20 protein-coding genes are annotated in these 19,883 nt (G+C 64.1%); all 20 read right to left on the bottom strand.

All coding sequences use genetic code 11. The features are described 5' to 3' along the window. Nucleotides 1-76: 76 nt before the first annotated feature. The gene (locus XarjCFBP7645_RS10560) at nt 77-1,600 is read right to left on the bottom strand and encodes an FkbM family methyltransferase (protein ID WP_104537451.1); all 1,524 of its coding nucleotides are present in this window, start codon (nt 1,598-1,600) and stop codon (nt 77-79) included. After that, on the bottom strand, nt 1,597-2,220 hold the full coding sequence (locus tag XarjCFBP7645_RS10555) for a UDP-3-O-(3-hydroxymyristoyl)glucosamine N-acyltransferase (protein ID WP_104537450.1): 624 nt from the start codon (nt 2,218-2,220) through the stop codon (nt 1,597-1,599). Before XarjCFBP7645_RS10555 ends, XarjCFBP7645_RS10560 begins: the two co-directional genes overlap by 4 nt. Next, a complete protein-coding gene (locus tag XarjCFBP7645_RS10550) occupies nt 2,210-3,355 on the bottom strand; it encodes an aromatic ring-hydroxylating oxygenase subunit alpha (protein ID WP_104537449.1) in 1,146 nt (381 codons plus the stop codon). The genes XarjCFBP7645_RS10555 and XarjCFBP7645_RS10550 overlap by 11 nt, the downstream gene beginning before the upstream one ends. A 13-nt stretch (nt 3,356-3,368) precedes the next feature. After that, nucleotides 3,369-4,013 carry a NeuD/PglB/VioB family sugar acetyltransferase gene (locus tag XarjCFBP7645_RS10545; protein WP_104537448.1) on the bottom strand — a complete coding sequence of 215 codons (645 nt, stop codon included), beginning with the start codon at nt 4,011-4,013 and terminating at the stop codon, nt 3,369-3,371. Continuing rightward, on the bottom strand, nt 4,010-4,747 hold the full coding sequence (locus tag XarjCFBP7645_RS10540; protein ID WP_104537447.1) for an SDR family NAD(P)-dependent oxidoreductase: 738 nt from the start codon (nt 4,745-4,747) through the stop codon (nt 4,010-4,012). Before XarjCFBP7645_RS10540 ends, XarjCFBP7645_RS10545 begins: the two co-directional genes overlap by 4 nt. Further along, a complete protein-coding gene (locus tag XarjCFBP7645_RS10535) occupies nt 4,744-5,508 on the bottom strand; it encodes an SDR family NAD(P)-dependent oxidoreductase (RefSeq protein ID WP_104537446.1) in 765 nt (254 codons plus the stop codon). Before XarjCFBP7645_RS10535 ends, XarjCFBP7645_RS10540 begins: the two co-directional genes overlap by 4 nt. Continuing rightward, nucleotides 5,505-6,545, bottom strand: a complete 1,041-nt coding sequence (locus tag XarjCFBP7645_RS10530; protein WP_104537445.1) for a ketoacyl-ACP synthase III — start codon at nt 6,543-6,545, stop codon at nt 5,505-5,507. The genes XarjCFBP7645_RS10535 and XarjCFBP7645_RS10530 overlap by 4 nt, the downstream gene beginning before the upstream one ends. A 5-nt stretch (nt 6,546-6,550) precedes the next feature. After that, the gene (locus XarjCFBP7645_RS10525; protein ID WP_104537444.1) at nt 6,551-6,775 is read right to left on the bottom strand and encodes an acyl carrier protein; all 225 of its coding nucleotides are present in this window, start codon (nt 6,773-6,775) and stop codon (nt 6,551-6,553) included. A gap of 64 nt (nt 6,776-6,839) precedes the next feature. Further along, entirely contained in the window at nt 6,840-7,949 is a 1,110-nt protein-coding gene (locus XarjCFBP7645_RS10520) for a DegT/DnrJ/EryC1/StrS family aminotransferase (RefSeq protein ID WP_104537443.1), read from the bottom strand. A gap of 120 nt (nt 7,950-8,069) precedes the next feature. After that, complete coding sequence (locus XarjCFBP7645_RS10515; protein WP_104537442.1) at nt 8,070-9,554, bottom strand: sigma-54 dependent transcriptional regulator; 1,485 nt, start codon at nt 9,552-9,554, stop codon at nt 8,070-8,072. Then, nucleotides 9,547-9,930: a response regulator gene (locus XarjCFBP7645_RS10510; RefSeq protein WP_104537441.1), complete on the bottom strand. Its 384-nt coding sequence runs from the start codon at nt 9,928-9,930 to the stop codon at nt 9,547-9,549. Before XarjCFBP7645_RS10510 ends, XarjCFBP7645_RS10515 begins: the two co-directional genes overlap by 8 nt. An 8-nt stretch (nt 9,931-9,938) precedes the next feature. Then, a complete protein-coding gene (gene rpoN, locus XarjCFBP7645_RS10505) occupies nt 9,939-11,339 on the bottom strand; it encodes an RNA polymerase factor sigma-54 (RefSeq protein WP_104537440.1) in 1,401 nt (466 codons plus the stop codon). A gap of 221 nt (nt 11,340-11,560) precedes the next feature. Further along, nucleotides 11,561-12,193 (bottom strand): response regulator transcription factor, encoded by a 633-nt coding sequence (locus tag XarjCFBP7645_RS10500; RefSeq protein WP_003482986.1) that lies wholly within the window; start codon nt 12,191-12,193, stop codon nt 11,561-11,563. A 69-nt stretch (nt 12,194-12,262) separates the two neighbouring features. Further along, complete coding sequence (locus tag XarjCFBP7645_RS10495) at nt 12,263-12,829, bottom strand: PilZ domain-containing protein (RefSeq protein WP_104537439.1); 567 nt, start codon at nt 12,827-12,829, stop codon at nt 12,263-12,265. Beyond that, nucleotides 12,829-13,122, bottom strand: a complete 294-nt coding sequence (locus XarjCFBP7645_RS10490; RefSeq protein WP_104537904.1) for a hypothetical protein — start codon at nt 13,120-13,122, stop codon at nt 12,829-12,831. The genes XarjCFBP7645_RS10495 and XarjCFBP7645_RS10490 overlap by 1 nt, the downstream gene beginning before the upstream one ends. 8 nt (nt 13,123-13,130) lie before the next feature. Continuing rightward, nucleotides 13,131-13,544 carry a flagellar export chaperone FliS gene (gene fliS / locus XarjCFBP7645_RS10485; protein ID WP_104537438.1) on the bottom strand — a complete coding sequence of 138 codons (414 nt, stop codon included), beginning with the start codon at nt 13,542-13,544 and terminating at the stop codon, nt 13,131-13,133. Nucleotides 13,545-13,694: 150 nt separating this feature from the next. Then, the gene (gene fliD / locus XarjCFBP7645_RS10480; protein WP_104537437.1) at nt 13,695-15,020 is read right to left on the bottom strand and encodes a flagellar filament capping protein FliD; all 1,326 of its coding nucleotides are present in this window, start codon (nt 15,018-15,020) and stop codon (nt 13,695-13,697) included. A gap of 267 nt (nt 15,021-15,287) precedes the next feature. Then, complete coding sequence (locus XarjCFBP7645_RS10475; RefSeq protein ID WP_104537436.1) at nt 15,288-16,487, bottom strand: flagellin; 1,200 nt, start codon at nt 16,485-16,487, stop codon at nt 15,288-15,290. Between the two features lie 316 nt (nt 16,488-16,803). Then, nucleotides 16,804-18,009, bottom strand: a complete 1,206-nt coding sequence (gene flgL, locus XarjCFBP7645_RS10470) for a flagellar hook-associated protein FlgL (protein WP_104537435.1) — start codon at nt 18,007-18,009, stop codon at nt 16,804-16,806. Beyond that, on the bottom strand, nt 18,009-19,883 hold the full coding sequence (gene flgK, locus XarjCFBP7645_RS10465) for a flagellar hook-associated protein FlgK (RefSeq protein ID WP_104537434.1): 1,875 nt from the start codon (nt 19,881-19,883) through the stop codon (nt 18,009-18,011). Before flgK ends, flgL begins: the two co-directional genes overlap by 1 nt.

Below are 19,883 nucleotides of genomic sequence, written 5' to 3'. Positions count from 1 at the left end.
CAAGCGCACAGGTGGCGGAGCGATCTTCTGGGTGGTGCATCATGGGCCAATGGGCAGGTGGTGAGTTTCCCCAGGCTTACTCTGCCCAGGGTGGCGGTGCGGCACCGGCGACGGGCGATGCATACAGAACGAGGTCGTAGTAGTGCCCGGGAGAGTGCTGGCGTAGGCGGAAGTGATAGCCATCGACCAATTTGTCCAGTTGTTCCACGATATCCAGTAGATCCTGGGCGTAGTGATACACGCAGATAGCCATACGCGGGCGCTGGGTACGGATGAGGTTGGATGCGCCTTCTAGTGCCCTGGCTTCGAACCCTTCGATGTCCAACTTCAGCAGCGTCAGCTTTTCCAACTCGTCGTCCAGGCGCGTCGTAGCCACGGAGATTCCGCCATCCGGCGTTACATGGCTTGAAACGGTGCCGGTCTCCTCGAAGCGTAGCGTCGTATGTTCGTTGGAAATGGCTTTTTTGATGGCCTTGAAGTTATGCGGGGGTAGGGGGAGCGCACTCGCGATACCCTCCAATTTCTGGAAGTTGATGCTGTCGGGTTCAAAGGCGGTGATGCTTTCGTAGTGATAGCGGGAGGCTTCTAGAAACTTGTGCACGATGGGGCCCTGGAAGGCACCGCCATCGCAGAAATGCTCACGCTGGCCCAGCTGGAACGTGGTGCTATCGGCGTATGTTGAAAAGTACTCGTTGATCGGCGTAGCCCAGCAGTCCAACAGGAGGCTGGAATCGTAGGTCAGGCGGAACAACAGGTTGCTGTAGAGCGTAAAGACACTGAAATTGTCGTCCAGCCGATCCGCAAAACGCAGAAAATCGTCCAGGCGCGCAAGCGTGCGCTGACGGTATACCCGGGCAGGCTCGTATACGGCGGGCAACCCACAGTGAGCAACGGCCAGGCAGGCATCTACCCGTTCAATGCCTGCTTGCTCGCACAGCTTGCGGGCCAGGCCCGATTCTCCCGGGCTGTAAGAAAAATCGATGGCCAATGCCTGGGAATGCTGGGCCGCTTGTTCGATGAACTGGCGCGAGCTCCAACGCGGTACCCCATGAATGGTATCGCTGTCGCCTGGCTGGTCATCGACGGCGGCAACTACATGGCTGGAGCGCTGGACGATCTTTGGGCCATAAATGTCGCCAATGCCCGAGCGCGGTTGGAGCAAAAAGAGGGGGCGCTGCTCGAAATGCGGGATCAGCGGATCCAAGCAAGGCGCAACGCTCAGTTGCTCGATGCCCGCGCTGGTGCACAGGTCATTTGCAAACGCCCGTCCGCGCGGACTGCAAGAGAAATCGATAGCGATCGCATCGGCATACTGCCCCGCCTTGGCAAGAAACTCCTGACTGCTCCAGCGCGGCGCGCCATGAATGCGGTCCAGGTGGATGCTCTGGTCATCAATTGCGGCAACAACATGATGCAGGTCGGCAACCACCCTGGGACCGTGCACCATGCCGGCATAGGACTCGGGAGCGACGAGAAATACAGGGCGGTTGGCAATCGCGGGTAGGCGCGCAATGACATCCTCCAGTACAGGGCGCTCCTGCTCCGCAATACGGAGAATCCGTTGGCGAAGCTGCTCGTTTCTTGAGTTCATGAACGTCATCTCTCGTAGGTGTGAATGGGGGCGTCGTAGCGGGCGTCGAAATACGTCTTGGCAGGCACGTCCTCGCAGTAGACGCGCGGCCAGCCAAGTTCGCAGCTTCGTCCCACCTTGACGCCCCCACTCACGATGGCGCCGGTCCGCAGGATGCTATTGCTGCCGATCTCCACGCCCGCGCCGATTTGCACACCATTCTCTATCCAGCATGACGATTTGACGCGGCACGCCGGTCCGAGGTGCGCGCCGGCATGGATGACGGTGTTGTAGTCGATCCTGCACCCGTGCCCGACGACAGCATTGGCACCCACGAATGCGTTGAGCCCGATGACCGAGTCAGAGCCGATGGCTGCGCTGGGGTGGATGAAGGGCTCCAGCTTGAAGCCACGTTCCATCGCTGCCTGCATCAGTTCCATGCGTTTGAAGTTGCCGAGGCGTTCGTCGAAAGCCACGAACATGGCCCCGTCGGTCGGATTCAGTCCATCCAGCACGCCCAGATCGAATTCGTGTCCCGAATCTTGTGGCACGTCGATCCTGATGACCGTCTCGTCCTGACGCGCCTGTTTCCAGGCGTGAAAGGCCAGGTCGAGGTAGTCGCTGCGGCCGACGATCCACCTAGATTTCATGTTCGGTCTCCATCAGCATCGTGTACCAGCGTTCGACCAGGCGATTCATGGATTCATAGGCTCCCTGGGTGGGCAGCGGAGCGTCTGCGTGCAATGCCGCCTGCACCCGCTCCATGATGTCGACGTCTTCGCCGACCACCACCTTGCTGCCGTGCATCTGTGCCAGCAGCACCTGGCTGGAAGAACCGTAAGGCTGTTTCCTGCGTGCGCTGAACCAATAGATCTCCAGGTCGGTCCGGTCCGGCGCGACCGGGATGTGGTGTTCCAGCGTGAAGGAATAGCCGCCGTTGGCACTGGCGATATGCAAGTTCGGGAAGGCCAGCCAGTTGAAGTAGGCGTCCTGCTCGCCCCAGCGTTCCACCTTGTCGTGCCAGCCGAAATGCTTAAGTTCGGGGATTGGCGCGTCAGCCCCACCGAAGCTGAAGCGACGCATTTCGCACCGCAACGCCGCGGGCGATGTGCCCTGCAAGGCTTCCATGGACTCCCTGGCTTGTTCCGCGTTCACCTGGGGAACGAAGCTGACGCTCTTGGCCAGGGTCTTGGGGTGGACGAAGCGCGGGTGGTTGGCGTCCCGCAGATTCTCGTAGGCCAGCTTCCAGTTGTACCGGCCATGCCATGTGGTCACCATGACCTCAGTGTCATAGGCGTTGGAACTACTCTCCAGCAAGGCGATGAAGTCAGGCGAAAACTGCTCCTCAAGCGGCATCGGGTCGGGATCGAGGTTGACGAACAGCAGGTTTCCCACCTCACGCAAGGCGAACTCCCGCAACTTCAGGCCGCGTCTTTGCCCCTCGTCGAATCCGTAGACAGCCGCGCACTCGGGGATGTTCTCAACCCGGCCCTCGGCGTCGTACTTCCATGCATGGTAGGGGCAGACCAGCGGACGCTTTCCCACCGCAGCGGTCTGCAGCATCGCGCTGCGGTGCAGGCAGACGTTCTCGAACGCGCGCAGCCGGCCCTGAAAGTTCTGGATCAGCACCGGAATGCCGGCAAGCCTGCGGGTGATGAAGCAGTTGTTATCGGGCAGCAGCGTTTTCAGGCCGGCGAACAGCCAGACCTTGCGGAAGATCTTGCGCTGTTCGCGGGCGAAGATGTCCGTCGACAGGTAGTAGTTGGGGTGCATTCGCGAACGCATTGGCGCGGTTTCCTCAGGAATCCTTGTGGTAGATGACCCGGGCCGGGTTGCCGAACACGCTGGCGCCGGCCGGCACGTCCTTGACGACGACCGCACCGGCACCGACCACTGCACCATCACCGATGTGGATGCCGGGCAGGATGGTGGCGTGCGGGTGCACGATGGCACGCACACCGATCCGCGCGCCGCCGCCGACGAAGGTCATCGCCCCTATCTGCGCGTAGTCACCGACATGGACGTCGTGCCCAAGCATGGTGTTGGCATGCACGTTGGCGAAGTCGCCCAGCCAGACGTCGGGGCTGAGCTGTACGCGATTGCACAGGAAGCAGCCCTGGCCGATGTGCACGCGCGGGCTCAGGAACGCACCGGTGAGAATGGCGATGAACTGCGCGCCCCGCGCCAGCAATGGCTGCGCATAGCGCTGGCGCGAATGCGGATCGCCGATCGCGCAGACGAAGCGTTCTTCGTCCTGCGGCTGGTACGCGAGCGGGCTGCCGACGATGGTCAGGTCGCAGCCCAGACCGTCCAGTATCTGCGGGCGCGTGTCGAGAAAGCCCACCGGACGCCACTGCACTCCGCATGCCGGATCGCTCTGCATCTGCGCCAGGACCTCGCGACCCCATCCGCCTGCGCCGACGATCAATGCGGGATGGGTCATAGGATCGAGCCGCCGTCCATGACCAGACTGGTTCCGGTGACCCAGCGGCTGGCGTCGGCCAGCAGGTAGATCGCGGCGTTGGCTACGTCCTGCGGCTCACCCAGGCCCAGCGGATGCCGCGCCTTCTGCGCATCGAGTTGCTCTGCGCCCCACATCGGTGTGGCCACGGCAGACGGAGAAATGCCGTTGACCCGGATCCTGCGCCTGGCCTGTTCGAGCGCAAGGCACTTGATGATGCCGATGAGGCCGGCCTTCATCGCCGAATACGGCCCTACGCCGCGCGTGCCGAGGTGCGCGGCAGTGGATAGCATGAACACGATCGAGCCCTGCGGGGAGATGGCATTTGCCTGCAGCAGGCGCTGTGTCAGCATCACCGGAGCAAGAAAGTTGACCGTGTACATCTCGGTCATCGCCGCCTCGCTCAGCTGGCGGATCGGGCAGTGCTTCTGCATGCCCGCGCAGTGCACCAAGCCATGTACCGTCGTGCCCGCCGCAGTCGCCAGTGCCTGGCGATCGGCGGCGCTGGTCAGGTCGCCGAGCACGCCAACGTGGCCCATGCCCTGCAGCTGTGCCTGGGTTTGCGCGAGGCGGTCCCTGTCGCGGCCGGCGAGAACCAGGCGGGCACCTCGCTGCGCGCAGGCGATAGCGATCTGCCGGCCTAGCCCCGACGACGCTCCCGTCACCAGGATTGTCTTGCCGTCGAGCGAAAACGCCGTGCGTGCCGGCGTGTTCATGCGTAGATGTCCATCGGCACGGTGAGCCCGCCGTCCACGACAAAATAGTTGCGGGTGATCCAGCGGCTGGCATCGGCCAGCAGGAACGTGGCGGCGTAGGCGACGTCCTCCGGCTCGCCCATGCCAAGTGGCGTCAGTTCAAACAGCCCTTCCATATTGCCGCCGCTGCCCTGCAGGCCATCTAGCAGCGGCGTGCGCACGTAACCGGGGGCGATACAGTTGGCGCGGATGCCGTTCTTGGCAACTTCCTGCGCCAGCGATCTCACCATGCCGAGCAGGGCGCTCTTGCTGGCCGCGTACGCGCTGCTCGCCATCGGCCCGATGTGCGAGGCAACCGAAGCGACGAACACCAGCGAGCCGTTCGCAGCGATGCGCTTCTTCGCCAGCAGGCCCCGGGTCAGCAGCATCGGGGCGAATGTGTTGCTGGAAAAGATGTCGTCCAAATGCGCCCGATTGACTAGGCGCAGCGGAACCAGCCGGGAGATCCCGGCCGCGTGCGCCATTCCGTCCAACACGCCGACGTCGGCGACCAGACGATCGATGTCCTCCTGTCGGTCAAGGTCTGCCGCTATTGCCACGTGTCCATCGCCCGGCAACGCCTGCAAGGTCGAGGCCAGTCGCGCGCGGTCGCGTCCGCTGATCGCCAGCTGGGCACCAAGCTCTGCGCAGGAAATGGCGATCTGGCGGCCGATGCCCGAGGAGGCGCCGGTGACGAGGATGCGTTTGCCGGCAAGCGAGAAAGGGTCGGGGGCACTACTCACGATTCGATCAGATCCGGAAACACCGCACCCTCGATGTCCACCAGGCAGGTGCCCCACGACAGCCCGATGCCGAAGCCGCACAGCAACACGCGTTTGCGGCCGGTCTCCAGTTCCTTGTTGATGCGTGCGGTCATGGTCACCGGCAGCGAGGCGCCGCTGGAGTTGCCGAAGTCGCGCAGCGTCGAGGGCACCTTTTCCACCGGCAGGCCGAGCTTCTTGCGGATGGTTTCGTTGATCATGCGGTTGGCCTGGTGGAACACGAAGTAATCGATGTCCTCCTTGGCCACGCCGGTGTAGTCGAGCAGTTTCTGCACTGCCGGCGGGATGCGCTGGGTGGAGAAGCTCAGCACCGCCACGCCATCCAGGATCAGGTCCACGCCACGCCGCCACGGGCCGTCGGGTTCTTCGCGGAACGGAATCAGGTGCTGCATGGCGACCGGTTCGCGGTGGCCACCCACCGGCAGCATGATTGCCCTGTAGCCGCTGCCATCGCTGTTGAGATCGAAATGCATCGGCGGCGCGTCGGCACTGAATTCCATTGCGGTGGCGGTGCCGGAGTCGGAGAAGATCGGGTCTTCCAGATTGGCGCTGCGGTCGCCGACCAGCAGCAGGCCTTTCTTGACGCCGCCGGCGGCGATCATTGAGCCGAGCAGGTTGATGCCGAACGGGTAGGCCGAGCAGCCCAGGTTGACGTCGAAGGCGACCGTGGCATGCGACAGCCCCAGCCGGTCCTGCAGGATGATCGCGGTGGCCGGGATCGGATAATCCGGCGATTGCGTCACCACGATCAATGCATCGATCTCCTCCCGCTTCCACTGCAGTTTTTCCAGCAGCACCTGCGTCGCATCGAAGGCCAGGTCGGAAAAGCACTGCCACTCCGAGGCCATGCGGCGTGTCTCGATGCCGATGTTGCGCACCAGCCGCTCGCGCTCGGAGCGGATCTGCGGCCGGCAATCGGTGAGATTGGACACCACCCGCTTCGGCACGCATGTCGCCATGCCGGCAAAGCGAACGTTGTGCAGCGTGGAGGTCGGCATGGTGCTTACGCCTCGGTCAGTCTGTAGAGGTCGCCCACGGTGACGGCGGCGGTCAGGTCCTCGCCGGTGATGGTCTTGCCGTACTCCATGTCGAACATCACGATCACGCCCAGCGCGGCCAGCGAATCCCATTCCGGGAGTTCGAGCAGCACGGTGTCGGCAGTGACCTCGACCGGCTCCTGGAAGTCGGTGGCGGCGATGAAGTTCTCGATAAACGTTGCCTGGGTCATGCGTTCTCGCCTGGTTGCCTGTTGAAGATGCGGAAGTCTGAAAAGAACATGGAGCCGGTTGCCGTCATGTCGCCCGTTGCCCGGCGATCAGATCGGCAATGGTATCGACCTGGTCGCGGGTCAGGCCAGGAAAGATCGGCAGGCACAATACCTGTGCCGCCACCGCACGCGCGACCGGCAGCCATGCCGGCGCCGAGGAGGGCAGGGCGCGATACATCGGGAAATCGCTGATCAACGGATAGAAGTACCGCCGCACCAGGATGCCGTGCTCGCGCATCGCTTGGTATAGCGCATCGCGCGACAGCGGGTAGTCGTCCTGTACCAGGATCGGGAAGTAGGCGTAGTTGGCACTGGCATGATCGGGCCGCGCCACGCAGCGCACGCCGCGAACATCGCTCAGGCGCTGCCGATACTGCGCGTCGATGGCGCTGCGCTGGGCGATGGCATGATCGATGTGCTTGAGCTGCAGCAGGCCGAAGGCCGCGCTGATCTCGTTCATCTTGCCGTTGATGCCTGGCGCCACCACCGTGGTCTCATCGACAAAGCCGAAATTCTTCAGGTGCCCGATGCGCTGATAGGTCCTTTCGTCGGGGCAGACGATGGCGCCACCTTCGAAGGTGTTGAACACCTTGGTGGCATGGAAGCTCAATACGCTCAGGTCGCCATGGCGCAGGATCGAGCCGCCATCGTCGCGCACGCCGAAGGCATGTGCCGCGTCGTAGATCACCTTGAGGTTGTAGATGTCGGCGATGCGCGTGATGGCAGCGGTATCGCAGGCGGTCCCGTAGCAATGCACCGGCATGATCGCGGTGGTCTGCGGGGTGATGGCCGCCTCGATCTTGGACGGATCCATATTGAGCGTCACCGGATCGATATCCACGAACACCGGCGTGATGCCTTTCCACAGCAGCGAATGCGCAGTGGCCACGAACGAGTAGGGCGTGGTGATCACTTCCCCGGTGATGCGCAGCGCCTGCAGGGCGGTGATCAACGCGGTGGTGCCATTGGTGAGCAAGGCCAGGTGCGGCACGCCCAGGTACTCGCACAGCGCGCGTTCGAGCGCGCGATGCATGTCACCACCATTGCTGAGAATGCGGCTGGTCCAGATCTGCTCCAGGTAGGGCAGAAATTCTTCCAGCGGCGGCAGCAGCGGGCTGGTGACAGGGATGGGCATCAATGTCTCGGCAGGTGCTGGTGAATGTCGGGGTTCCATCGCAGCCGACGGCTGTGGACGGGGTGATCGTGCTGAAGCAAGCGCTATGCCAGCAAGCGGGGGGCCAGGAGACCGGCCCGCTCAGTTCGCCAGCTCGGTCTGCTCGCGGTCGATACCGTACTTGCGCAGCTTTTCCACCAGCGTGGTGCGGCGCAGGCCGAGCAGCTGCGCCGCATGCGCCACTACGCCTTGAGTGCGTTCCAGCGCCTCGTTGATCAGCGCCAGTTCGATGTTGGCCATGTGCCCACGCAGGTCGATGCCGTCGTCAGGCAGACTGGAGCTGGTCACCGGTTCGGCATCGCCCGTCGTGGGTTGCAGGGTCACCACATTGCCCGGCAGCGCGATGTCCTCGACGGGGGCGGCAACCAGCGCCGGTTCGGGCGCAGGCTCGACCGGCACGGCCGCGGCAAAATCACCTCGGTAGCGCGCCGGCAGATCCTGCACGCGCACCAGCCCGCCCGGATGCAGCACCGCCAGGCGCTCCACCAGGTTGGTCAGCTCGCGCACGTTGCCTGGCCAGTCGTAGCTGCGCAGCGCCTGCAATGCTTCGTCGGCAAAGCGGACTTCGCCGCGTCCTGTGCGCGCCAGCTGCCCGGCGATGGTCTGCACCAGCATGGCCAGATCGTCGACGCGTTCGCGCAGCGCCGGCATCTCGATCGGGAACACGTTGAGGCGATAGAACAGATCCTCGCGGAACTGGCCGTCGCTGATGCGGGTTTCCAGGTTGCGGTGGGTCGCAGCGATCACGCGCACGTTGCAACGGATGGTCTGGCCACCGCCGACGCGCTCGAAGCTGCGCTCCTGCAGCACGCGCAGCAGCTTGACCTGCATCGGCAGGCTCATGTCGCCGATCTCGTCCAGCAGCAGGGTGCCGCCCTCGGCCATTTCGAAGCGGCCCTTACGGGTGCTCAATGCACCCGTGAAGGCGCCTTTTTCGTGGCCGAACAGCTCGCTTTCCAGCAGATCCGGCGGGATCGCGCCGCAATTGATCGCCACGAACGGCCCGTCGCGCCGCGGCGAATGCTGGTGGATGGCGCGCGCGACAACCTCCTTGCCCGTCCCCGATTCGCCCAGCACCAGCACCGTGGTGTCGAATGCAGCCACCTGGTCGATCAGGCGGCGCAAGCGGGTCACGGCCTCGCTGTTGCCGGTCGGACCGGTGTCCTGCTGCGCACCTGCCTGATGTTCGGCATCCAGGCGTTTGAGGCTGGCACGGCGCAGCAAGGCCTCCAGCTGTGTGTGCCGCAGCGGCGTGTCCAGCGTCCAGACATTGGCTTCGTGCAGGCCGTGGGCCTGCGCAAACGCGCTCGGGCTGCCTTCCATCAACAATACCGGTGGCGGCAGCTTGGCGTCGGCCAGCCAGTCGAAGAACTTGTCGGCCTGTGCAGCGTCCTGCGCCGAGCCCACCATCACCGCCATCCATTCGTCGTGGCGATGGCGGCCAGGATTGATGTCGGCGCCGTCGGTGACCCAGCGTGGATTGAAGTCCATGAACTCGAGCAACGAGACAGTGCGCTCGGCGCGCACGGCATCGCTGTCGATCAGCAGAATGCGGGACTCACTCATTCCTGGCTCCTTCCGTCAGGCCCTCCAGGATTGGCATGACTTCCTGGATATAGGACAGCTTGCTGACAAAATTGTCAGCACCCGCGCGAAGAGCATGTTCACGATGCTCTGCATCGTCGAAGTGGCTCGCGATGACAATATACGGCGGATCGTCCTGCGTCTTGATCAGACGCGTCGCCTGCAGCCCGCCCATCTCCGGCATGGCCAGGTCCATCAGCACGACATCGGGGCGCAGCGACTCGGAGCGCTCGATCGCTTCCAGTCCATTGGCGGCACTGCCCACGATATCGAGCCACTCCACTTTGCGAAAATGACGCATCGCAGCGTTGATGAAGCCCTCGTGGTCGTCGACCAGCAGCACGGTGAGTTTGCTCATAGTAGTCCTTATCCTGCCCGGGCAAGCAGCGGTTTGTTGTTGCGGCGGCGCTCGCGTGCCGGGGCGATGTCGAGTTGTTCGCGGTACTTGGCCACAGTGCGACGGGCAATATTAACGCCCTGGCGCGACAACAGCCCGGCAATGGCTTCGTCGGCAAGCGGCCGACCGGCCGGCTCGCTTTCGATCAGTCGTCGCACCATCGCCTTGACTGCCTGGCCGGAGACGCTGGCGCCTTCCAGGCGCACGGCAAAGAAGTGCTTGAGCTCGAAGGTACCGCGTGGGGTCTGGATGTATTTGCCGGTGGTAATGCGCGAAATGGTCGATTCGTGCATGCCGATCTCATCGGCAATTTCCTTCAGCGTCAGCGGTGCCATCGCTTCTTCGCCACGCACCAGGAAGGTGGCCTGGCGTTCGACGATGGCGCGCGTGGCGCGCAGCAGGGTCTCGTAGCGCATCGACAGACCACGGGTCAGCCAGCGCGCTTCCTGCAGCATGTCGCGCAGCGGCTGGGCGGCTTCGCCGGCCTCGGCCAGTGCGCGCTCATGCATGGGGTTGATGCTCACCCGATGGGTGGTGGCCGGGTTCAACGCCACCCGCCAGCTGCCGTCGGCATGCCAGGCGAGCACGTCCGGAATCACGCTCGCGTTGCTTTCCTGCAACAGGTCATCGCCGGGGCGCGGCTGCAGCGACAGGATCAGCCGGACCGCTTCGCGTGCATCGTCCACTTCGGCATCGTGTGCGCGTGCCAGCACCGGATAGTCGTGGCTGGCCAGAAGGTCCAGGTCGCCGGCAAGGATGCGCGCAGCCAGATGACGCGCCGGCACGCGGCCGGGCAGGGCGCTCAGCTGGGCCTGCAGGCACTCGCGCAGGTCGCAGGCGGCCAGGCCGGCCGGGTCGCCGTGCAGCAGGCGCTGACGGACCGCTTCCACTGCCTGCACGGTCATACCAAGACGGGTTACGCCGAGCTGCTGCAGCGTCGCCAGGGCCTCGGTCAGATAGCCGGCGTCGTCGGTCTGCTCCAGCCAGAACGCGGCGGCCCCCAGTGCGGCCTCATCCAGGTCCAGTGCCAGATCGCGCAGGATGCGCACGTGCGGGTCGGTGGATTCGCCGGCTGCCACGCGCTGCATGCGATCGTCGTCGCCGTCGTTCCAGCTGCTGCTCTGCACGTCCCACATCGTACTTTCCGGCAGTTCGTCGAAGGCGGCGACGTCGGAGGCGCCATCGTCGCTGGTCGCGGCGGCATCGCCATCGGCCAGCTCTTCCAGTTCCAGCAGCGGATTGGTTTCCAGCGCGCGACGGATTTCCAGTTCCAACTGCATGCCGTCCAACTGCAACAGACGGATCGACTGCAGCAGCTGCGGGGTCAGGTGCAGTTGCTGGCCAAGCTGGGCGGAAATGGTCGTCTTCATCGAAGCGCTTCCGGAAGGCGCCGCACGCGGCAGCGATGGAACGCATCTTGCAGGACAAGACGACGGGTTTCTAATCAGGGAATCGCGTGAGGCAATTCATGATTTTCCTGACAGTCCGTGGGGAATTCCCTGACACCAAATACGAACTCAAGCGTGCCCGCCGGAATCTCGTCACTGTTTGGTCGCTAGCGGCCGCTTCCGGTCGCCGCACGGCGGTCTGCTCAGACCAGCTCGTTATGATGCTTGGCGGCCAGCAGTACCAGATCGTTGGCACGCCGGCAGCCGAGCGACTCCATCATGCGTGCGCGATGGGTCTCCACCGTCTTGACGCTGATGCCGAGGTCGGCGGCGATTTCCTTATTGCTCTGGCCCCGGCCGATCTCGCGCAGGATCTCGCGCTGGCGCGGCGACAAGGCGGCGATACCAACCGGTTTTTCGCGGCCCAGCATCGGCGCAATCATCTTGGACGAGATCTGCGGGCTCAGGAACACCTGGCCGGCTGCCGCTGCACGCAATGCCAACTCCAGCTCGAGCGGCGCGGCATCCTTGACCACAAAGCCCACCGCGCCACGATCGAGCGCGTCGCGCACGTGCACCGGGTCGTCGTGCATCGACATCATCACCACATGCGTGCGCGGCGCAGCGCGCAACACATCGGTCATGGCATCAAGGCCGCTGCGGCCGGGCAGCGACAGATCCATCAACACCAGGTCGGGCCGGTGCAGGGATGTCATGTCCAGGGCTTGTTGCGCATTGCTGGCCTCACCCACGACATCGATGCCGGCGAAGGTTTGCAGCAGCCTGGACAGGCCGGCACGCACAAGGGTGTGATCGTCGACGATGATGACTCGCACGGCGCAGAAGAGACCTTTTTCAGTAAACGGCACCTTAGCCGACCCGGCGCTCCGCGCCAACAGGTGGGATCAACGCTGGCGGCGGGCGTCGGCGATCTGGCGGCGATGCAGACGGAACAGATGACGTTCCAGTGCCTCCCGCAAGCCCGGCGAAAGCGGCGCAAACCGCAGCCATAGCCAGTGATCGTGGCCGTCGCTTGCGCTTGCCAGGACCTCGGCAGGAAGCTGTACCAGTTCAGGAAGCCAGTCGGAGGGTTGCAGGCAAACGCAACCCTGCGTGCCCGGCGGATGGCTGCTTGCGCAGCTCATGCGGATTCCGCGCACCGACCAGCGCACGTCCGCCTGGATCAGTCCGGTGTCACCTTGTTGCACCAAACGGCCGATCAGCGCCAGCATCAGGTCGAGCTTGGCGTCCATGCGCTGCACCAGCAGCGGTAGCTCGCCACGGTCTTCGCTGGTTTCCTCGCTGCGTAGGTCCTCCACCTGGCCCAGGCTGCGCAGCAGGGTTTCTGCGGTGCTCTGCGAGCCGGCGTCGCTGCCGGCATGGAAGCCGACCGGCAGGCGCACTTCGCAGCTGAGCGTGTCGGCGAACAGCGCGGCATCGGCCGATGGCGCGAGTGTGCCGGGCGCGGACATCAGATTCGTCCGACCCGTGCGTAGGCGCGGCTGGCCGACGAGGACGTGCGCTGCGCACGAATCAGATCCAGCAGCTTGCGTCGACGTTCGAGCATCATCCGCATCAGATCCTGCTGCATGGCCTGCAGCGTCTGCAAGGCTTCGCGGTCCTGACTCAGGTCCACCTGCTGCGCGTACTCGCGCAGGTGCAGGTCGTGGGCGTCCAGCATGAACGGCATCACCTCGAACTCCTCCTGCGCCATGGCGAGGCGGATGTCGGCGATTTCGGCTTGAAGGCTTTGCGCGCTATGCATGGTATGGCTCACGAGACGGCAGAAAGGCCGCGCTGGTCCAGGGGGATGGAATTCCACGCCGAGTCGATTTCGCTGAGCAGTTCCAGCGCTTCGGTCAACGCAGTTTCGTCGTTGTGCAGGTTGGCGGCAGTCAGCCGCTGCATCACGTAGTCGTAGAGCGCCGACAGGTTACCAGCGATCTCGCCACCGGCTTCGTGATCGAGCGATCCGTTCAAGTGGCCGACGATCGCGCAGGCTTCGCCGATGGCCTTGCCCTTGCGCGCCTGGTCGCCCTGCGCCAGGCAGGCCTGGGCCAGACGGATGCGCTGGCAGGCGCCGGCGAACAGCAGCGACACCAGCTTGTGCGGGTCGGCTTCGGTCACGCTGGTGGACACGCCGACCTTGCGGTATTGCTCGGCATACTGACGATTGGAACCGTACATGGATGACTCCTCAATGGGCTGACCTTCGCGGGTCCCGGAGCGCTGCGCTCGGGCGACGACGCTCCTGCCGGAAGGCAAGGCCGAAATCACGATAGGCCCTTCTTGTATCGGCAAGACCATTGCGGGACTTGAGGATCCTCATCACGGAAATCAGCTCGTCAGCAGGCTGCTGAGCGAGCTGGTGCTGCTCTGCAGCTTGCTGATCATGGTTTCCATCGCGGTGAACTGCGCGGTGTAGCGATCGCTGAGCTTGGTCATGCGCGCGTCGAGGTCGTCCAGGTCATCCTCGTAGCCCTTGATCTGCTTGTTCAGGCTGTCCGAACGCAGGGTCAGGGTGCCGTTGTTGACGTTGACGTTGCTGTCGAGCAGCTTGGTCATGGCCGAGCCGAACTTGCTGTCCTTGCCGAGCACATCGGCGGCGACAACACCGTCGGTAGCGATGGCGGTGTCGAACTTGCTGCCGTCGAAGCTCATCACACCATCCTTGTCGATGGTCAGGCCCAGCGCCTTGAGTTCGTTGAGGTTGCCGCTGACCTGGCCGCGCAGCTGCTGTTGCAGGCCGCGCACCAGCGCGTCGCCGGTCAACGCCGCGGCGGTCTTGGTGGTGGCGTCGTAGGCGCTGCTCTTGGCCAGCAAGGTGTTGGCGGTGTTGTAGGCGGCGGCATACGCGGTCAGATTGGCCTTGATGCTGCTGGTGTCGGCAGCAACGCCCAACGTGACCTTGGTGCCTTCGGCGGCCTTGGTGAGGTTGAGCACCACGCCCGGCACGATATCGGTGACGGTATTGGAGCTGGAGGTGCGTTCGAAGCCGTCCACGCGCACCAGCGCATCGGTCGCGGCCACGGACTGGGTCAGGCCGCCGGTGACGCCGGCGCCATAGGTGAGGCTGCTCAGGCTCGGGTCGCTGGCGCTGACGGTCAATGCGCCCTTGGTACCGGAGTCGATCGCATTGAGTACCAGGTGCTGGCCGTCGTTGGCGGTCACCACGCTGGCGGTGACGGCCTTGCCATCAGCCGCCTTGTTGATGGCGGCGGCGATGTCGGCGAGCTTGTCGGTGCCGCTGATGTCCACGGTGATTTTTTTTTCGCCATACCCGATCGTCAGCGTGCCGCTGCCGACGGTGGCATCGGCGACGAACGCGCCGGAGGCGAGCTTTTGCGAACTGGCCAGCGAGACCACTTCCACCGAGTAGTTACCCGGCGCGGCCGAACTGGTGGTGGTGGCGGTGAAGCCGGCATCGGTCGGCACCGTCGCCTTGTAGGCATTGGTGTCGGCGCTGCTGATGACCTTGTCCAGCGCAGACTTGAGCGTGGTCATGCTGCTCTTGATCTGGCTGATCGCCGACAACTGCGTCGTCGCGGCGGTTCCGGCCTTGTTGATACGCGCCTGCTCCGGGTCTTTCTGCCGGGAGACCAGGGTGGACACCACGGTTGGGATGTCCAGACCGGAGCCGGAAGTGCTGATCACCGATGCCATGTTGCATTCCTCGTCTGGGCGTCCAAGCAAGGATGGACGCATGGGATTACGAGACGGGTATCGGCCGCATCCGCCAGGACTTTAGCGGCAGCGACCCGCTTCGCTCACGATGTTGGGTAATGCAATTTCCATGCCGGGCATGCGTCAAGAAAACCGCGCCGGCAGACCGTGCTGCGCGATCGTGCCGGATTTGGGGGGCGAAAGATTCGCGGCCACAAAAAAGCCCCTCCGAAGAGGGGCTCTGGAGTTGCTACGGAGCGCTGCCGATTACTGCAGCAGGCTCAGCACGTTCTGCGGAACCGACTTGGCCTGGGCCAGCATCGCGGTACCGGCCTGCTGCAGGATCTGCGTGCGGGTCAGCTCGGCGGTTTCCTTGGCGTAGTCGGTGTCGCGGATACGGCTACGCGAGGCCGACAGGTTTTCCGAGGTAGCGCTCAGGTTGGCGATGGTGGAGGTGAAGCGGTTCTGCACCGCACCCATGTCGGCGCGCGAGGAGTTGACCGCGGTCAGCGCCTTGTCGACGATTTCCAGCGCCTTCTGCGAGCCGGAGAACGTGGAGATGTCCAGGCTGCTCAGGGTCGAGGTGGCGGAGCCGGACGCGGCCGAGGCGGTGGTGATGCCCGCGCCGACAGTGATGCCGGTGGCACTGGAGGTGCCGGCCGTCAGCGAGGTGAAGTCCTGGCCGGCCTTCAGCGATTCGATCTGCACCGTACCGTCGGTCTTGATCGAGGCATACATGCCGGTCTGGTCCAGCTTGTCGTTGATGGCCGCCGCGACCTTCTTGTTCACATCGGCGGCGGTTTCGCCGCTGGCGATCTTGACATCGGCGATGGTGACGCTCTGCGCGTTGCCACTGGCGTCCTTGAACGACAGGCTCATGCCGCTGATCGAGCCGGATGCAGTGGCGGTGCCGGTCACGCCAGCGGCGGAGACGGCGGCAGCGAAGTTGGCCTTGCCCAGCGAATCGACATTGGCGTCGACGATGCTGTTGATGCCGATGGTCTGGCCGGCGTCGGCGCCGACCTGGAACAGCGCACCGGAGAAGTCGCCGTTCAACAGTTTGGTGCCGTTGAAGTTGGTCTGGTTGGCGACGCGGTCGATTTCAGCGGTGAGCTGCTTGACTTCGGAGTTCAGCGCGTCACGGTCGGTCGGCGAGTTGGTGGCGTTGGACGACTGCACCGACAGCTCGCGGATACGCTGCAGGTTGCTGCCGATTTCCACCATCGCGCCTTCGGCGGTCTGGGCCAGCGAGATACCGTCGTTGGCGTTGCGCGAGGCAACGTCCAGGCCGCGGATCTGCGTGGTGAAACGCTCGGAGATCGCCAAACCTGCGGCGTCGTCCTTAGCGCTGTTGATGCGCAGACCCGAGGACAGACGCTGGATGCTCGTCGACATGCTCGCGCTGCTGGTGTTGAGGTTACGCTGAGCGTTCAGCGACATTACGTTGGTGTTGATTACCTGTGCCATTTTGATTTCTCCTAAGCGATTTTTCCGGCAAGGGGGACTTGCCCGGAGCCTCCGCAGGGGGGCCATCAAGTTGGCCGTTGCCGCTGCTGAGATGAATAACGGCGTTGCGTCGGGAACCTTTAGCGAAATCCAGTATTTTTTTACTGTTTTCTGCTACAGGACGAAATACGGAAGCGTTGTGTATCAAGGGGTTTGGTTTATTCGGCAGCACCCCGCAGATCTTTAGCGTTGGTATAACTTTCGACGAATAAACTCCGTCGGCCTGCGCAAGTTTTGGCGCGCAGGAGTGCAGAAAACGCAGGTTTTCTGCTGCAAATCAGCGGATCAGGTTGAACAACGACGACGACTGCATCTGCTGAAAAATCGTTTGAGCGGCCTGCAACGAGGCCTTCTCCAGTTCGTACTGGCCCAGCGCCGAGGCGTAGTCCAGATCGCGGATCGACGACAGGGTGGTCTTGAGGGTGACCTCGTTGGACTCCAGCAACGCGTTGGCGTTGTCGATCGCCGACAGCTGCGCACCGCCGGAGGCGCGCGCGTCGATCATCTTCGACGAGGCCTGTGCGATGTCGCGCATCGACGACTGCAGCGTGTTGATCATCGCCGCCTTCTGCGGCGGGGTCAGCGTGTCGGAGTTGAGTGCGCCGACCAGGTCGTCGATGGTGGAGAACACGTCCTTGGTGGTGGAGGCGCCAATCTGGAAACTGTCGCCCACCGCCGGTGCGCCGCTGATGCGCATGCGCACGCCGGCCGCATTGATGTCCTCCCCATCCTTGTAGGTGCCGGTACCGACCACCGTATTGGTGCTGTCGCGCACCTCGTAGGTGTCGGCGGCGGTGAACTGCACGCTGTAGCTGCCGCCGTTCCAGCTGCCGGTGCTGGCATCGCGGCTGAAGTCCAGCAGCAATCCGGTGCCGGTATTTGCGCTGTCGGCGTGCGCATCCACCGTGCCGTCGCCGGTGCGGATACGCATGAAGATCTCGCTGCCGGGCAGGGTGTCGCTGACAAAGGTGTCCGGCGCCACTTCGACCTGTTTCTGGGTCTGATCGCCGTTGTAGGTGACGCTGCCATTGCTCTTGATGAACGGTGCGCTGCCATCGGCGCTACCGCCGAACAGGTAGCGTCCGGTGCCGTCGGTGCTGTTGGCCAGGCTGACCATGCTGTCGCGCAGCGCGGTCAGTTCCGAGGCAATCGCCTTGCGGTCGTCGGGGCTGAGCGAGGAGTTGTTGGCCTGCACCGCCAATTCGGTGACGCGCGCCATTTTGTCGCCGGCCTGCGAAAGGGCGTTTTCCTGCAGGCCGAGCCGGTTCTGCACGTTGTTGGCGTTTTCGCCAAAGCGTGTGATCGCGGCCAACGCGCGATCCAGTCCGACGGCGGTGCCGGCGGCGACCGGGTCGTCCTTGGCGGTGACCAGGCGCTGCCCGCTGGCGAGCTGGGCCTGGATCTGGTTCAGCCGGGACTGCTTGGCCGTCATCGACGACACCGACTGGCTGTACATCATGCTGGTGGAGATACGGTCGGTCATCAGCGTACGGCGCCCAGGATGGCTTGGAAAATGGTGTCGGCAGTGGAAATCATCTGTGCGGCGGCCTGGTAGGCCTGCTGCAGCTTCAGCATGTTGGCGGCTTCTTCATCCAGGTTGACGCCGGAAATCGAGTCGCGGCTGGCTTGTGCCTGGTCGTTGATGACCTTCTGCGCGTCAGAGGCGTAAGTGGCCGCACGCGCGGCCGAGCCGACCGAGGTGGTCAGGCCCGACAGCGCGCCGTTGAGCGTGACCGTACCGCTGTTGAGCGCCTTGGCATCGTCGAGATTGGCCAGCAACTTGGCGTTGCCGTTGTCGCTGGAGCCGGCGCCCGTGGGGCCGACGCCGAAGGTGTCGCCGGCCTTGGGCGCGCCGTCCAGCGCAAAGCTCCAGCCGTTGGCGCTGATGGTCTGGCCGGCGGTGTAGGCGAATGGGCCGGTGCCGTCGATGGTGTACTGGTTGGCATCGATGAACTCCACCGACGCCGGCGTCAGCAGCGCCGGATTCTGCGCATTGGTGACCTTGACGTCGCTGATCTTGCCGGTGCCCAGGTTGGCGACCGTGGCGGTGGCCTTGACCGGGGTGGCCGCGGCAATCCGTGAGGGGTCGGTGATGGCCACCGACAAGGTGCCGGCCAGCCCGGCAGTGGGCTGCAGCAAGAACTTGTCGCCGTTGGCCGGCGTGCCGCCGACCACCAGGCTGACGCCGTTGAGCACAAGCGGATTGGCGGGGGTGCCGGTGCCGCTGATCGGCACCGCCGACCCGGTGCTGGCATTGGTGGCCTTCCACGCAGTGCCGTCGAAGCTGAGCGTGACGTTCTGCCCATCCACCGCCGACATGTTGCTGAAGCTGGCGCTCAGCGACGCGCTGCCGGTGTTGGCGGGGTTGGCGGAGGTGGTGGGCGAGCCGATATTGAAGAAATTGCCACCCATCGCGCCGTACAGGTCCATGCCTTGCGCGTGACCGGCGTTGAAGGCGCTGGCCATGCCCACGGCCAGGCGGCCGAGTTCGGCCTGGGTCGGTTCCAGCACGCTGGTGCGAAATTCCAGCAGGCCGCCGATCTGTCCGCCCAGCGAGTTGGCGCTGAGGCTGACATTTTGGCCTTGGGTCTGCATCGCCACCTGTAGCTTGGCCGGCTGATACGGGTCGGCCACGGTGGTCAGCTTGGACGAGGTGGTCCCCACCACCAACGCCTGGCCGCCTGCGGTGAAAACATTCATGAAGCCGCCGTCCTGCATCACCGCGGTGCCGCCGGTGAAGCCGACCAGCTTGGATACCAGCGCATCGCGTTGGTCGAGCAGATCCGGCGAGGCATTGTCGATGCTGTTGCCGATGGTGCCGTTGATCTTGGCGATCTGCTGCGTCAGGCGATTGACCTCGTCCACCGAGGAGGTCAGACCGCTGTTGACCTCGTTGCTCAGGCTGTCCATCTGCCCGTTGAGCTGCTTGAAACGCGTCGCAAGCGAGTTGCCGCTGTCGAGCATGCTCTGCCGTTCGGCGGTGGACGAGGCATTGGACGAGACCGCGCTGGTGGAGTCGAAGAAGTTCGACCACAGCCCGGCCACATTGGTGGCGGTGTTGGAGTACAGGCTGTCGACGCGGTTGGACAGCGAGGATAGCTGCTGCAGGCGCGAGAGCTCGCCGCCGCTGTCGAGCAGGCGCGAGGTGGCCAGCTGGTCGGCCACCCGGCTCACGTCGGTGATCTTGGCGCCATTGCCCACGAACGCGTAGCCCATGTCGGTGGGCGTGCGCGTTGCAAATTCCACACGTTGGCGGCTGTAGCCTTCGGTATTGATGTTGGCGACGTTATGGCTAACGGTCGACAACGCCCGTTGGAAGGCGATCAGCGCACTGGTCCCGGTGGACATGATGGACAT

This window comes from Xanthomonas arboricola, assembly GCF_002940665.1.
Taxonomy (GTDB): Bacteria; Pseudomonadota; Gammaproteobacteria; order Xanthomonadales; family Xanthomonadaceae; genus Xanthomonas; species Xanthomonas arboricola_B.
This window is presented reverse-complemented; position numbering and strand designations above follow the sequence as displayed.

What these genes read in the sequence shown, in the direction of transcription:
- XarjCFBP7645_RS10545 (WP_104537448.1), bottom strand. Translation starts at nt 4,013, where the DNA reads ATGACCCATCCCGCATTGATCGTCGGCGCAGGCGGATGGGGTCGCGAG.
- XarjCFBP7645_RS10515 (WP_104537442.1), bottom strand. Translation starts at nt 9,554, where the DNA reads ATGAGTGAGTCCCGCATTCTGCTGATCGACAGCGATGCCGTGCGCGCC.
- flgL (WP_104537435.1), bottom strand. Translation starts at nt 18,009, where the DNA reads ATGACCGACCGTATCTCCACCAGCATGATGTACAGCCAGTCGGTGTCG.
- XarjCFBP7645_RS10555 (WP_104537450.1), bottom strand. Translation starts at nt 2,220, where the DNA reads ATGAAATCTAGGTGGATCGTCGGCCGCAGCGACTACCTCGACCTGGCC.
- XarjCFBP7645_RS10550 (WP_104537449.1), bottom strand. Translation starts at nt 3,355, where the DNA reads ATGCGTTCGCGAATGCACCCCAACTACTACCTGTCGACGGACATCTTC.
- XarjCFBP7645_RS10510 (WP_104537441.1), bottom strand. Translation starts at nt 9,930, where the DNA reads ATGAGCAAACTCACCGTGCTGCTGGTCGACGACCACGAGGGCTTCATC.
- fliD (WP_104537437.1), bottom strand. Translation starts at nt 15,020, where the DNA reads ATGGCATCGGTGATCAGCACTTCCGGCTCCGGTCTGGACATCCCAACC.
- XarjCFBP7645_RS10560 (WP_104537451.1), bottom strand. Translation starts at nt 1,600, where the DNA reads ATGACGTTCATGAACTCAAGAAACGAGCAGCTTCGCCAACGGATTCTC.
- XarjCFBP7645_RS10475 (WP_104537436.1), bottom strand. Translation starts at nt 16,487, where the DNA reads ATGGCACAGGTAATCAACACCAACGTAATGTCGCTGAACGCTCAGCGT.
- flgK (WP_104537434.1), bottom strand. Translation starts at nt 19,883, where the DNA reads ATGTCCATCATGTCCACCGGGACCAGTGCGCTGATCGCCTTCCAACGG.
- fliS (WP_104537438.1), bottom strand. Translation starts at nt 13,544, where the DNA reads ATGTACGGTTCCAATCGTCAGTATGCCGAGCAATACCGCAAGGTCGGC.
- XarjCFBP7645_RS10520 (WP_104537443.1), bottom strand. Translation starts at nt 7,949, where the DNA reads ATGCCCATCCCTGTCACCAGCCCGCTGCTGCCGCCGCTGGAAGAATTT.
- XarjCFBP7645_RS10540 (WP_104537447.1), bottom strand. Translation starts at nt 4,747, where the DNA reads ATGAACACGCCGGCACGCACGGCGTTTTCGCTCGACGGCAAGACAATC.
- XarjCFBP7645_RS10495 (WP_104537439.1), bottom strand. Translation starts at nt 12,829, where the DNA reads ATGTCCGCGCCCGGCACACTCGCGCCATCGGCCGATGCCGCGCTGTTC.
- XarjCFBP7645_RS10530 (WP_104537445.1), bottom strand. Translation starts at nt 6,545, where the DNA reads ATGCCGACCTCCACGCTGCACAACGTTCGCTTTGCCGGCATGGCGACA.
- XarjCFBP7645_RS10490 (WP_104537904.1), bottom strand. Translation starts at nt 13,122, where the DNA reads ATGCATAGCGCGCAAAGCCTTCAAGCCGAAATCGCCGACATCCGCCTC.
- rpoN (WP_104537440.1), bottom strand. Translation starts at nt 11,339, where the DNA reads ATGAAGACGACCATTTCCGCCCAGCTTGGCCAGCAACTGCACCTGACC.
- XarjCFBP7645_RS10525 (WP_104537444.1), bottom strand. Translation starts at nt 6,775, where the DNA reads ATGACCCAGGCAACGTTTATCGAGAACTTCATCGCCGCCACCGACTTC.